Below are 12,744 nucleotides of genomic sequence, written 5' to 3'. Positions count from 1 at the left end.
AAAATTACCATGAATTTTTGATTATAGTTAATATTTTCAAAAATAAAGGGTGGACAATTCTTAAAAATTAAAAATATTATTATTCTTAGCATAATATTATTATGAAGCTGTAATAAACTATTTATCAGATTACTAAGATGTCAGAAAATTGATAATCTCTATCTGTATTCTTATGTAAATATAATTTAATTTAACATAATTTATTTATTGGTATGCAAGTTGCAAGTAAGTAGGCACGTACGAAAATGTCCTGCAGAAGACAGTTTGGGAATAATTGATATTCCGGGAACTTTTATAAGAAGTAACAATACTTTAATAATAAATTAAAACGATTAAAATATGAAATTAAGTTTAGCAGTTTTTTCATTAGCTTTAGCTTTGCCTGCTTCAGTAATGGCACAGGATACATTAAAAGTATCAAATGGTGAATACCCAAACACATTTACATCAGGTTCTGCCAATGTAAGTCCTTTCACTCAACAGTCTAAAAGATTCAATGACTGGTCAGTTTCTTTTGGTGCAGGGGTACCATTAGTACAGTCTGCAGATTTGACTTCTATCAAAAACGGAAACGGGAAAAATCTTTTTGGTTATTCTGCTTACGTAAGTATTGATAAAGCAATCACTCATGCATTTGGAATTAATCTTCAGTATGACAGGGGAGAAACGAGACAGGGATGGTTTAATACCAAAGATGCAGCATCGGCTAACGCATCTGCAAATAGAATGGAAGGTGCGAGAACACAGTATGATGCGATCTCAATTTTAGGGGATATCAATTTCTCAAACCTAATGAGACGTGTTGATAACAAATCACCTTACAGATGGGCATTACACGGTTATGCTGGTATCGGAACTCTTGCATACAGATCATATCTAAAAGATGAGTCTGGTCAGAGACTGATGACGGAAATAAAACCTTTCAAACTAAATTCATTCTTTGGACAGGCAGGTGCAGGTTTAAAGTATAAGATCAACAACAGATTGGATCTTGAAGGTAGAGTAATGTATGTTGTTACTACAGATGATCAGTTTGACGGAGGTGGTGACCAATACAGCGCTATCAACAGAAGAGAAGATCAGATTTCAGATAATTTCTTTAATGCAACTTTAGGTTTATCTGTTAAGTTAGGAAAACATGACTCTCATTTAATGTGGCATGACCCATTACAGGAAATCTATTACAAATTAGATGTATTGGCAGCTAAAAACGAAGATATTGAAGTTTGTAAAAGTGGAGATGCTGATAATGATGGAGTTTGCGATGACTGGGACAGACAGCTTGATACTCCTGCAGGTGCAAGAGTTGACGGATCAGGTGTTGCGTTAGATGTTGATTTGGATGGAGTAATTGATTTATATGACAAGTGTGTTACCGTTCCGGGACCGGTAGAAAATAACGGATGTCCGTTAACTACAGCAAATTCTGGCGCAGTTACAGAAGCTGAAACGAAATTGGACGGAATCGAATTTGATTTGAATTCAGACAGAATTTTATCTTCAAATACACCAATTCTAAACAACGCTGTAAATTACATCAATTCTTCAAACGGAGCTTATACTGTAATTGGTACTACAGATACGAGAGGTTCTGAAAGTTACAATCAGAATTTATCTGAGAAGAGAGCAAACAGTGTAAAAAATTATCTTATCAAAAATGGAGTTGAATCTACAAAGTTAGATGCAAAAGGAAAAGGTAAGAATGATTTGAAATATCCTGAATGTGATCCTGCTACAAAATGTCCTGAATGGAAAAACAGAGCAAACAGAAGAGTATATTTTGAAGCAAAATAATTAAAGCTTTCAATTAATAAACGAATTAAGTCCCGCAATTGCGGGACTTAATTCGTTTATACCACATCTGTAGAAATAATAAAAATCAGAATAAACCTCTGTGATTTACTCAAGCTCAATCCAGACAGGTGCATGATCACTGCTTTTTTCCCATCCTCTTACATATCTGTCGACTCCGGCATTAATCAGATCATTTTTAAGATAAGGACTAAGCAACAGATGATCAAGCCTCATCCCGGCATTTCTGTCAAAAGAGTGATATAGATAATCCCAAAAGGTAAAAATCTGATCTTCAGGAAAAATTTTGCGTACAGAGTCTGTCCAGCCTTTTTTTATAAATTCCTTGTAGGTCTTTCTTACTTCTTTTCTGAAAAGTGCATTATCTTCCCATTTTTCAGGTTTGTATACATCCTGTGAAGTCGGGATTATATTAAAATCGCCTATGATGATCGCAGGAAGATCCATTTTGATTAACTGATTGGTTCTTCTCTTCAGGCGTTTGATCCATGCAAGTTTGTAATCAAATTTGGGACCCGGGCAAGGATTTCCGTTGGGAAGGTAGATACAGCAGATTACTTTTTGATCAATAATTGCTTCAATATATCTGCTTTGAAGATCGTCAGAGTCACCCGGAAGTATATTCTGTACTTCCTGAATTTCATGGCCTTTCGAAAGAATAGCGACCCCATTCCAGCTTTTCTGTCCTTTCCAGATTGCCTGATATCCCGCTTCATTGATTTCCTGAACAGGAAACTTTTCCTGTGGGCATTTTAGCTCCTGTAAACAGACGATATCCGGTTTTGATTCTTTCAGCCACTTGAGTAAAACAGGAAGCCTTCCATTAATTCCATTAACATTATAGGTTGCTATTTTCATGATACGGATTTAAATTTATATTTTGAGGAATGAGTCAAAGATTATTCCACATATCATCTCCTGTAAATTCTTGTAAAACCTCTGTTTTATTCAATAGTTGTAATTATCATAGATTATAAGGGTGATTTTCATTAATTTATGAATGCGTTTGTGGATTTCCTCTTACCGTATTTAAATGATAACAGATTTTTACAGGATAAAAAGATCAATGGCATAAATTCTGTAATACAAAATACATAATCATCAAAAAATAAAAATATGGAACAGATCAATGTTAAGGTGGCTTTTTGTACAGAATGTGAAGGATATTATGCAGCAACTCCTGATAAAATGGAAGATTCTAATCATCCTGAGATAATTGATCATTATTTTTATCATGGTGAGCCTCATTTCACATTATGCAAAACTTCATTTGAAGAGAACACTCAGTTTCTGAATACTGAAATCAGAATTATAGAGCTTTCAGAGCATCAGGCAAATGATCACCGGCATTGTAATTGTCTTAAAAAAGCAAATTCATTACGGACTGTTTCATTAGGTAAGAATCAAAAAGAAACTCTATTTCCGATACAGCCCGAAACATCTGAAATGGATGCTGATATTTATTTTAAAGATCTTTACCATACCTACAACAATTTCCACAGTGCGAACACTTCGAATAAGAGATCTGCTTCTGCTTAATTTTTAAACAGCAAATCAGTATATCCGGAAAAAATTACAATTTATATCTGTTTCATACGGTAGCCAATCTTATTATTAAATTTTTTATTGATAATTAATTGAATAATATTTCAATTTTTTGTGATTTCAGTCATAACAATTGGTATTTCTTTAAGTTATTTTTGGATACGACCTAATGTTACGTTTTTTGTAAGTTATTCTATTTGATATATAAGTCTTCTGTAATCTTAATAAAGTCTGTTATCTCATTTAAATCTTTCAATCATTTGGTTTTGATATGAAAGCACTAAGCATATATTTTAAGATTTTTAAATATTACAGAAAAAAACAATGATGATTTTAAATCTGGTGTTTCAGCGGTCTTATGACAAAAATTAGATAGGAGCTTCAAAACTAACTTGGCCCTACAGGACAACTGACATTCTTTTTACATTAATAATACTTATAGCAAACATTTGAAGCGAAACAGTAATACTTTAAATAAATCCAGACTGTCGGATTTAGTGATATCTGCTGAAGATATTGGCAAAACATCTCTTAAAGAAGCAGCTGATACGGATTCAGTGCACTCATTTCCTGAAGTAACCCTTGGAAAGTTGAAGTCCGCAAATCTTCTTACAGCAAGTATTCCGGTTAAATATGGAGGTATGAACTTAGGACTTGTACCGGGTACAAATCTTGCGATGCTGACTATTCTTAAAAACATAGGTAGCGGGAATTTAGTAATGGGGAGAGTATTGGAGGGACATATCAATGCTCAGATTCTGATTAACCAGTTTGGCAGTAAGGCGCAGAAGAAATTTTTTGCGGAAGAAGCATTTGAAGGTCACCTGTTTGGTGTCTGGAATACCCAGGCTCAAGACGGTACTTTATTGTCGCGGAAAAAAGAAGGTAAACATCATTTGTCGGGTGCAAAGATTTTTGCAACCGGAACCGGCTATGTAACCAGGCCGGTCGTAACTGCTGCAATGAAAGATGGGTCATGGCAGATGTGCGTTGTACCTTTAAATAATACAGATGTAAAAATTGAGTCCGTATGGTGGAATCCGATGGGGATGAAGTCCAGTAGAAGTTTTAAAATAAACTTCGAAAATATTCCTGTCCCCAAAATTAATTTATTAGGATCGGCAGGAGAATATTATCAGCAGCCTGGTTTCAGTGGCGGTGCCGTACGATTTGCAGCAGTACAACTGGGAGGAGCTGAAAGGCTGTTTAATGAAACAAAAAAATATCTGATCAGTCTGAACCGTACACAGGATCCTTTTCAGAAAATGCGCCTGGGCCAAATGGCAATTGCCGTAGAATCAGGAATTCAATGGTTATACGCTTCAGCAGACAGAATGGACAGATATATGAAACAACCTGAGAAAAGCATGTGCGAAGATCTCATTATGTATATCAATATGATGCGGACAGCCATCGAACAGATCTGTACCGAAGTAATGTCACTCTGTCAAAAATGTATCGGTGCCCGCGGGCTTAATTCCCCTTATCATTTTGAAAGAATCATCAGGGACCTCAGTATGTACCTGCGTCAACCTGCACCTGATTTAGCATTGGCTGATGTTGGGGGATATGTACTGAAGCCTGTTTCTTCTTCAGATAATATTTTCAATTTAAACGCTGATAAAAATAAAAAAAATGAATCAAATAAATTTTGACACCATTCCACTGGCTCCTGAGCAATGCGTGACGGGATTCGGAACTACGCTCATCGTTGCTCCGCATGCCGATGATGAAAGTCTGGGATGTGGAGGGGTGATTTCATTGCTGCGGAAATACGGGCAGGAAGTATATATCCTTTTGCTGAGTGACGGAACACTGTCACACCCGAACAGCCTGGAATACCCTGCTGAAAAGCTGAGAGATCTGCGGGAAAAGGAATTGATTGATGCGGCAGATGTGCTTGGAGTATCTGCAGAAAATATTATTTTCTGCAGGTTTAAAGATCGTAATGTGCCTTCCATTAAGGCTGAAGCATTCGAAGCTTCCGTAGAAAATATATCTAAAATGCTGAATATGCTTAAACCTAAAAGTATTTTTGTTCCCTGGCGAAGAGATCCACATCCGGATCATAAGGCAGCATTTCAGCTGATCAATGCTGCTGATACCCTGAATGCAAAAATATATGAATATCCAGTTTGGCTTGGAGCGCTTGGAGAAGCCGGAGATCTGCCAACTGTTGAAGAGTCGATGCCTTTTCGTCTGAATATAAGCAGTGTGCTTGATAAAAAAAATGATGCTGTATCAAAACACCTTTCTCAGATTTCGGATCTTATCAGTGACGATCCTGAAGGATTCAAGCTTTCCCCGGAAATGATGAATTCTTTTAATGTACCTTACGAAACCTTCTTTATCTCAAAATAATGGAACAGAAACAATCTTTAGATTCTGAATACTTCAAGGATGTCTATGATGCTAATGATGATCCGTGGAACTTTGAAACAAGCGAATACGAGGCGGCAAAATACGATGAAACGATCGCTGCACTGCCGGTAAATCATTATAAAAATGGTTTGGAAGTTGGTTGCTCCATTGGAGTTCTTACCCGCAGACTTGCACAGAGGTGCAGTCATCTGCTTGCGACTGACGTTTCACAGAAAGCATTGGATGCAGCTGCTATAAGATGTAGTGATTTAAATAATATATCTTTTCAAAAGCTCAGTTTTCCAAAAGAACTGCCGGAAGATCAGTACGATTTGATTATGATTTCCGAAGTGGCTTATTATCTTTCATCTGCTGACTGGGAATTTGCAGTAAAGAAATTGTACAATATGATGAAAACGAACGCAAATATTGTTTTGGTTCACTGGCTGCCTGAAGTTCATGATTATCCACAGACAGGCGATCAGGTCCATGACAGTTTTGAAAAACTGATGCAGGATAAACTGACAAAAGTTTTCACCGACAGAGCTGAAAATTATAGAATTGATGTCTGGGAAAAATCATAGTTTGAGATCTCCTCAAGCTTTATTTGTAAATCCTTAATAGCTGTATCAATACCCACATCCGGAAATCTTTCCCGATAACTTATTGTCTGAAGATTCATTAGTTTTTTGTACCACTCTCCAAAATAAGGCGTCCGATGCATTGAACTGTAAACTTCTTCAGTGAGCAGAAGATCAGGAACCCTATTTTTTATCATCAAAAAGAAGTCCGGATTATTCTGATCTTTTAATTTCCAAAGATTCATAAGGCTTTTCTTTTCGATGAGCCTGGTAACAATGGAATCACAGGATTCAACAAAATATTTTTCTGCTTTGTCTCCTAAATTTTTCCAGACGTTCAGCTGATAGGAGAGCCCAACCTCAGTACGTCCTATGCATCTTGCAGAAGTCTGTACAGTCACTCTGTAACTATGCCGTATTCTTGCGTCAATATTCTCAAGCCGTTCAAAAAAAGCACAGTCTTCAAGATACTTTACAACAGGAACTCCCCCTGACCGGGCATAACAGTCAGTGGTAATGGCAAAACTACCGTTAAAATGCTGATGATGCCTGGGAAGTGGATCATAATTCGAATCGATGATGAGTCCTTCAAGTTCAGCAATTAACAGCTGGTATTTCTCATCTTTGAAATGATGCAAATAAGTGAACTCATCTAAGCCCTCAAGCTCATCTGCATATAACAGTATTCTCCCCCCAACGGCCTCAGCTCCGTTATTAATTTCCCAGTGATTCTGTGCGATCCAGTCCGGTTCTACCATGGTGTCTCCGTCTGTAGTCAGAATAATACCTCCGCCATTATTACAGAGTCTTTTGTAAGCACACTCCATTAGTTTTCTTCGTACATACCCAATATTAGACTGATCAGGCAACAGCATAATCTCCTGTAAATAAATGTTGAGGTCAGGATGATCTCTTTGAAAATCTTTGATGTATTTTACTGACTGATCGGAGCAGTTATTGGCAAAAACTAAGATCTCAAATTTCCCGGGATCTAAAGGCTCACCAAAAATATCAACCTGCATAGCAAATGACGAAAGTGTGTTTAGAATATAAGATTCCTCATCCTTTACAGGAATGACAATACTTGATTTAACATCAGGTAAAATTTTAAATTCTGCGAAAAAGGAATTATGAGAATATTCTGTAGAGTCAGCCATGTACTGTATTTTAAAAGTTTTCGTTGATATATTACTTTGTTGGTTATCGATGAAATCTTATTATAAGAAAGAAAACTGTTGTCAGATATTTGCAATTCTGATACCAATAAGCAGTATAAAACAAGGAATTAAAATTATTATTATTATTATTATTATTATTATTATTATTGTTATTATTGTTATTATTGTTATTATTATTATTATTATTATTATTATTATTCTATTTTTTTATTCCGCTTAGCAATACATCTGCACTGGTTTCTTACAGGGTATCTGAGATGTAATTTTACTGTCTTTCTATTTATACTATTTAGTACCCGCCGGGAGCTCAGCTGAAAAAAGTATTCTAGCTGCACATTGACTGTTTATGTTTAAACAAAAAATGCGGTCACTGGTTTTACTCTTATTTTTTTACTATTTTTATAGGATATAATCCGGATCAGGAGCGAAAATTTTGTATTCATTCTTATTCCTACCATCTTAGCTCTAAAATTAATAAGAAATTCTTCTTAGAAATTTAAATGGTCCTATCCAGAAATTTAGAAAAAATGATTACGATAAAGATCAGACGTGAGAAAATGAATGCCGTATTTATGAAACATCATTTGAAAGGATTGCCTTTCGATGCAGTCATTCACCATTTCAGCGAAAAAGATCAGAATGAACATATTCATGACCATCCATTCAGTTTCACAACACATATCCTGAAAGGCAGTTACATTGAAAGGATTTATGAAATCTTTGAAGACGGAACCTATCATACATCAGAACACCACAGAAAAGAAGGAACTTCTCATTTTGTACCCGCAGACACCATCCATGAGATTGTCGAACTTCCTGAGGGGGAGTGTTTTACATTGATCAGGCCCAACGAAAGAGAAAAAGAAACTTATTTTTACAGGTTCGAAGAAGGTAAAGCTTTCAGGAGGAAATGGAACCAGCGTAAATTCAGGGAAATCAGTAAAAGTTAAAGGTCAGCTTTCACGCAGCGGTACTGTCTGTGAAAATATTCCCTTTATTTACTTTAGTATGATTTTATAAAATCCTTTTTCATCAGTTACATCGATTCCTATTCCGGTAAATGTTAATTTATTAATCTGGTAGCCATCACATCCTCCCTTGAATTCGGACGACTGTATTGAAAAATCAAAATTTTTAACCGAAGAATAAAAGGTATAGTTTTTTGTACCGTTATAAGCTCCTACATTTTCTAAAACAACTTTATCGTCATCGGTTTTGGTCAGCTTTACGCCTGTCTGATTTTCATCGGTGACAGAGAAGACAGTGAGTGTTCCGTTGGTAATCAGATTTTCATCAGCAGCATTCACGAACTCAAAAACAATCGGCTGAGGAGCATTATAGCAATCTTCAGCACAACCTGTCAAGATTAAGGTCAGTAAAATAAAAAAGAAGATTTTTTTCATGAGATGATTAATTTGGTCAAAAGTAAAGTTAATCATTATGCACGGGTATGCAAAATTATATAGTTTATGTAAATAATTACGCAGTTTATACCCGAAACATTTGATATTAGCCAAACACTGTTTCTCTCAGCTGTTGCTAAGAGAATATTTATCAGCAAGTCATAATTTTCGGTTCTGCAGCATGACAAATAATCCCGTCAAGGAAAAAAATGCAGTAACCAACGTAAAAAGAAGAGAAGCGGAAACTGAAATTTCAGAACTGAAATGAAACATTGCAGATGCTTTGAGGAAAAGAAATTCACGGGCTCCGATGCCAGCAAAAGAGATCAGGCTGAGAATAGAGCTACAGAGAAAAACAATGATATAAACTGTGAAATTTTCTGTTATCTGTAAACTTTTTAACAAGCATACAAAGCTTACAGACTGCAAAAGCTGGATTAAAAACGAGATAGAGAGCGTTTTAAAATAAATTCTTCGGTAGACAGGAAATATTTTTTTCAACATCAGGTAACCGACAATAACTCCGGAAGCCAGTAACGCCAGATTGATTAAAAGCCATTTTCCTGATAACAGGCTGGTTGAAAAAATAAGAATGAGACAGCAGATTGCCAGTAAACCGCTAAGTCTGTCATTGAAGATACTGGCAGTGAGCTTTTTAACGCTCCAGCCATGATTTTTATGGAGTATATAAATTTTATAAGCATCCCCGCCAATTCCGCCGGGAATAAAAAAGTTATAAAACATTCCCAAAAAATACAGCGTAAGATTCCTTGAAAAGTTTAAATTAAACTGATGAGCATTAAAATAAAACTCAAGTCGTTTGGCAGATATAATCTGTGATATAAGAAAAAAAACGGCACCCATAATCAGATAAAAAATATCTAAGGCTGACCAGATCTGAATAATATCTTTAAAAGGGATTTTTCGAACGACAAAATAGAGCAGGGCTGCACTGATGACGATTTTAAGTCCTTTAAGAGATGCTTTTTTCCAATTGCTTTTCACTGAATGCTATTGTTTTTCTGATATTAAAGGCTCTTTTATCCTGTGATTCGTAATAGGTTTTCATCTGCATATCGATAATAATACCAGTGATGAAAAACTGGATACCGACAAAGACTAGAATGACTCCAAGAATCAGCAGAGGTCTTGTGCCGATATCCTGACCCATAAGCTTTATCGTTAAGAGATATAGATTGATGATCATTCCCAGCGTAAAAACGAGAAGTCCCATATTTCCGAAAAGGTAGATGGGTTTTGCCAGGTACTTCTGGTTAAACAGAACCAGGAGCAGATCATTGATGACTTTGAAAGTCCTGTTAATCTTATATTTTGATTCTCCATGCTGCCTTGCATGATGCCTGACAGGAATTTCTGCAATTCGTGCTCCGTTAAGATGAGCCATAAGACTGATGAAACGATGGTTTTCACCGTAGAGATTAAGATCTTTAGCCGTTTCGGAAGTGAAAACTTTCAACGCACATCCCTGATCTGAAATATTGAGTTTGGTGGTACTCTTAATGATCAGGTTTGCTATTTTTGAAGGAATTGTTTTCAAAGAAGAATCCTTTCTTTTAACTCGTTTCCCCACAACAAGATCAAATTCTCCATTTTCAAGAAGATCTACCATTGCAGGAATATCCGAAGGGTCATTCTGAAGATCTCCGTCTAATGTTATGATATAATCTCCTGAAGCGTAATCAAAACCCGCCATCATGGCAGAACTCTGGCCATAATTTCTTTTTAACTGGATCAAAACAACCCGCGGATCATTTTTAGCTATTATTTCTTTAACAGTCTGATCGCTGGAACAGTCATCAATAATAATGAGCTCATAGGAATAATTATTCATTGCGGCGCGAATTCTATCAATAAGAAGTCCTGCATTTCCCTGTTCATTAAACATCGGAATGACCAATGAATAAAATTTGTCGCGATCCATTATTGTATTGTAATATTTTGTTAGATTTGTGTCGTTATCTATTGTAAAAATATAAAAAAATACGCACTTTTAGATGAACAAAATATTACCAATTTCTCAGAGAGAAATTCTGTTTATATATATCGGCTTTTTTATTGTTTATTTATCAGGGCTTTTTATTCCTTTGATGGAAAATGATTCTGCACAGCATGCCTCCATGGCTATGCGAATGGCCCTGAACAATGATTTTTTCAATATTTACAAAGGGGACAGTCCTTACTTAGATAAGCCGCATCTACACTTCTGGCTCGCTGCACTTTCGATGAAAATTTTTGGAATCAATCAAATTGCGTATCGCATTCCTGCCTTGATTGCCCTTGCATTGGGTGCTTTTTCCACGAAAAAACTGACGGATATCTTATATAATAAAGAAAATATAGGATATTTCGCTTCCCTGATTTTTTTGTCTGCGCAAACCATTATCCTGTCTGCTCATGATGTAAGAACAGATGCAGTGCTTACAGGGCTGATCATATTTTCTATATGGCAGTTGGTTGGTTTCATAAAAGCCGGGAAAAGCAGCAATGCCTTATTGGCAGGACTGGGAACTGCCCTTGCTTTTTCTTCAAAAGGACTGATGGCTGTAGTTATTATAGGGTGCTGTATTCTAGCATATCTTCTGTATTCCAGAGAATGGAAAAAGTTTTTTAATCTTAAAATTATCTTAGCTGCTTTCAGTTTTAGTGTCGGAATTCTTCCTGTCTTATATGCTTATCATCATCAGTTTGGAGAGGAGGGTATAAGGTTTATCCTGTTTAACCAAAGTATGAACAGGCTCACAGCGAGCGGTTTTGAAGAGACAAGCCCGGATTACCTGTTCTTCTTTCATACCCTGCTCTGGACATTTTTACCCTTTTCTTTAGGATTTTATTTCGGGATTGTACAGAAGACCGTTTTTTTCATTAAAAACAGGTTTTCAAAGATTCAAGGGGTCGAATTTCTCACCTTAGGCGGTTTTTGGATGGTAATGCTTATTTTTTCACTTTCAAAATTTAAGCTTCCTCATTATCTGAATGGGCTCATCGCTGTTCTTTCTGTATTTTGTGCAGCCTATCTTTTTGATCTGTACAGAAATAAATTATATAGGACATTGAAGATTCTGTATGTTATTCAATTAGTTTTAGTCTTTGCTTCTCCACTAGCTGTGGGGCTTTTGACCTATTTTTTTACAGGCATATACAATATGTTTTTTTATACTTTGTACTGTTTTCTTTTTATCTTTCTTCTTAGCACTGTTTTCAGAAAACAGGATCTCTTCAGAAAGTATATTTTGGTCTCGTTCATCTTTTCAATTTCCATAAATATTTTCCTTAATACACAGTTTTATCCTGTTCTTACCCAGTATCAGGCGAGTCTGAAAATGGCAGAGTTTGTCAATAAAAACAAGCTGAATAAGCAAAACGTCTACATGCTGACAGATTATGAGGCCTGGAATTTTGATTTTTATACCCGGAGAAATACACCGAGAATAGACGAAGATAAATTAAAACCAGGTGCATTTCTGATTATCTATGACGAGCATTTAGGAAAATTGAAACATCAATTTAAAAAATTACATTCTGAGGATAATTTCAGGATAACAAAACTTTCATTAAAATTTTTAAATCCGAAAACCCGTTCAGCACAGACAGATAAGCTTTCTCTCATCCAGATTGAAGACTGATAGGATTAAGATTTTTAAGATTCTGTGTGTTATTTTAGATTTCTTCTGTGACAGAAATGTTAAATGATTTTTTCAGAATTTATAATTCAAAAACACTGAAAATCATCTTGGCTTTCCCCGGTGTATGGAAAAGTCGGAAGTAGATAGATTTGGTTTTTTCCGACCGTATTCTATGAAATCGTTTGGGGGACTATAGGGTCTTTAGCTGTGGTAATCTTGT

General features: G+C 35.8%; 12 protein-coding genes. 7 read left to right on the top strand and 5 right to left on the bottom strand.

Translation table 11 applies throughout. The features are described 5' to 3' along the window. The first annotated feature begins 339 nt into the window (after window positions 1-339). On the top strand, window positions 340-1,794 hold the full coding sequence (locus AC2A07_RS11595) for an OmpA family protein (protein WP_484050537.1): 1,455 nt from the start codon (window positions 340-342) through the stop codon (window positions 1,792-1,794). Window positions 1,795-1,899: 105 nt separating this feature from the next. On the opposite strand, the gene xth is transcribed toward AC2A07_RS11595, so the two are convergent. Next, entirely contained in the window at window positions 1,900-2,670 is a 771-nt protein-coding gene (gene xth, locus AC2A07_RS11590; protein WP_484050536.1) for an exodeoxyribonuclease III, read from the bottom strand. A gap of 258 nt (window positions 2,671-2,928) precedes the next feature. Between xth and AC2A07_RS11585 the strand changes: the two genes are divergently transcribed. The 4 genes from AC2A07_RS11585 to AC2A07_RS11570 all read left to right on the top strand — a co-directional run bounded on the left by AC2A07_RS11585 (window position 2,929) and on the right by AC2A07_RS11570 (window position 6,302). Next, the gene (locus tag AC2A07_RS11585) at window positions 2,929-3,351 is read left to right on the top strand and encodes a hypothetical protein (protein WP_484050535.1); all 423 of its coding nucleotides are present in this window, start codon (window positions 2,929-2,931) and stop codon (window positions 3,349-3,351) included. A gap of 455 nt (window positions 3,352-3,806) precedes the next feature. Continuing rightward, window positions 3,807-5,012, top strand: coding sequence for an acyl-CoA dehydrogenase family protein (locus tag AC2A07_RS11580; protein WP_484050534.1), 1,206 nt, complete (start codon window positions 3,807-3,809; stop codon window positions 5,010-5,012). Further along, window positions 4,993-5,718 carry a PIG-L deacetylase family protein gene (locus tag AC2A07_RS11575; protein WP_484050533.1) on the top strand — a complete coding sequence of 242 codons (726 nt, stop codon included), beginning with the start codon at window positions 4,993-4,995 and terminating at the stop codon, window positions 5,716-5,718. Before AC2A07_RS11580 ends, AC2A07_RS11575 begins: the two co-directional genes overlap by 20 nt. Continuing rightward, window positions 5,718-6,302, top strand: a complete 585-nt coding sequence (locus tag AC2A07_RS11570; RefSeq protein ID WP_484050532.1) for a class I SAM-dependent DNA methyltransferase — start codon at window positions 5,718-5,720, stop codon at window positions 6,300-6,302. The genes AC2A07_RS11575 and AC2A07_RS11570 overlap by 1 nt, the downstream gene beginning before the upstream one ends. Here AC2A07_RS11570 and AC2A07_RS11565 read toward each other — a convergent pair. Continuing rightward, window positions 6,272-7,456 (bottom strand): glycosyltransferase family 2 protein, encoded by a 1,185-nt coding sequence (locus AC2A07_RS11565; RefSeq protein ID WP_484050531.1) that lies wholly within the window; start codon window positions 7,454-7,456, stop codon window positions 6,272-6,274. The two genes, AC2A07_RS11570 and AC2A07_RS11565, sit on opposite strands and share 31 nt — an antisense overlap. 548 nt (window positions 7,457-8,004) lie before the next feature. Between AC2A07_RS11565 and AC2A07_RS11560 the strand changes: the two genes are divergently transcribed. Then, window positions 8,005-8,427 (top strand): hypothetical protein, encoded by a 423-nt coding sequence (locus AC2A07_RS11560; protein WP_484050530.1) that lies wholly within the window; start codon window positions 8,005-8,007, stop codon window positions 8,425-8,427. 48 nt (window positions 8,428-8,475) lie between these two features. On the opposite strand, the gene AC2A07_RS11555 is transcribed toward AC2A07_RS11560, so the two are convergent. From AC2A07_RS11555 to AC2A07_RS11545, 3 genes are all read right to left on the bottom strand, one after another. Then, window positions 8,476-8,880, bottom strand: coding sequence for a lipoprotein (locus tag AC2A07_RS11555; RefSeq protein WP_314495702.1), 405 nt, complete (start codon window positions 8,878-8,880; stop codon window positions 8,476-8,478). 159 nt (window positions 8,881-9,039) lie between these two features. After that, on the bottom strand, window positions 9,040-9,885 hold the full coding sequence (locus AC2A07_RS11550; RefSeq protein ID WP_484050529.1) for a lysylphosphatidylglycerol synthase transmembrane domain-containing protein: 846 nt from the start codon (window positions 9,883-9,885) through the stop codon (window positions 9,040-9,042). Continuing rightward, window positions 9,854-10,822 carry a glycosyltransferase family 2 protein gene (locus AC2A07_RS11545; protein ID WP_484050528.1) on the bottom strand — a complete coding sequence of 323 codons (969 nt, stop codon included), beginning with the start codon at window positions 10,820-10,822 and terminating at the stop codon, window positions 9,854-9,856. Before AC2A07_RS11545 ends, AC2A07_RS11550 begins: the two co-directional genes overlap by 32 nt. A 73-nt stretch (window positions 10,823-10,895) precedes the next feature. Here AC2A07_RS11545 and AC2A07_RS11540 point away from each other — a divergent pair, with 73 nt between their 5' ends. Beyond that, window positions 10,896-12,524, top strand: coding sequence for an ArnT family glycosyltransferase (locus tag AC2A07_RS11540; protein WP_484050527.1), 1,629 nt, complete (start codon window positions 10,896-10,898; stop codon window positions 12,522-12,524). The last annotated feature ends 220 nt before the right edge of the window (window positions 12,525-12,744 follow it).

Source organism: Chryseobacterium sp. HNCC26DJ238 (genome assembly GCF_057180465.1).
Note: the sequence above shows the minus strand (reverse complement) of the source record. Positions and strands in the feature narration are given on the sequence as shown.

Excerpts from the sequence above, each read along its gene's own strand:
- AC2A07_RS11595 (WP_484050537.1), top strand. The coding sequence starts at position 340 with ATGAAATTAAGTTTAGCAGTTTTTTCATTAGCTTTAGCTTTGCCTGCT.
- xth (WP_484050536.1), bottom strand. The coding sequence starts at position 2,670 with ATGAAAATAGCAACCTATAATGTTAATGGAATTAATGGAAGGCTTCCT.
- AC2A07_RS11585 (WP_484050535.1), top strand. The coding sequence starts at position 2,929 with ATGGAACAGATCAATGTTAAGGTGGCTTTTTGTACAGAATGTGAAGGA.
- AC2A07_RS11575 (WP_484050533.1), top strand. The coding sequence starts at position 4,993 with ATGAATCAAATAAATTTTGACACCATTCCACTGGCTCCTGAGCAATGC.
- AC2A07_RS11570 (WP_484050532.1), top strand. The coding sequence starts at position 5,718 with ATGGAACAGAAACAATCTTTAGATTCTGAATACTTCAAGGATGTCTAT.
- AC2A07_RS11565 (WP_484050531.1), bottom strand. The coding sequence starts at position 7,456 with ATGGCTGACTCTACAGAATATTCTCATAATTCCTTTTTCGCAGAATTT.
- AC2A07_RS11560 (WP_484050530.1), top strand. The coding sequence starts at position 8,005 with ATGATTACGATAAAGATCAGACGTGAGAAAATGAATGCCGTATTTATG.
- AC2A07_RS11555 (WP_314495702.1), bottom strand. The coding sequence starts at position 8,880 with ATGAAAAAAATCTTCTTTTTTATTTTACTGACCTTAATCTTGACAGGT.
- AC2A07_RS11545 (WP_484050528.1), bottom strand. The coding sequence starts at position 10,822 with ATGGATCGCGACAAATTTTATTCATTGGTCATTCCGATGTTTAATGAA.
- AC2A07_RS11540 (WP_484050527.1), top strand. The coding sequence starts at position 10,896 with ATGAACAAAATATTACCAATTTCTCAGAGAGAAATTCTGTTTATATAT.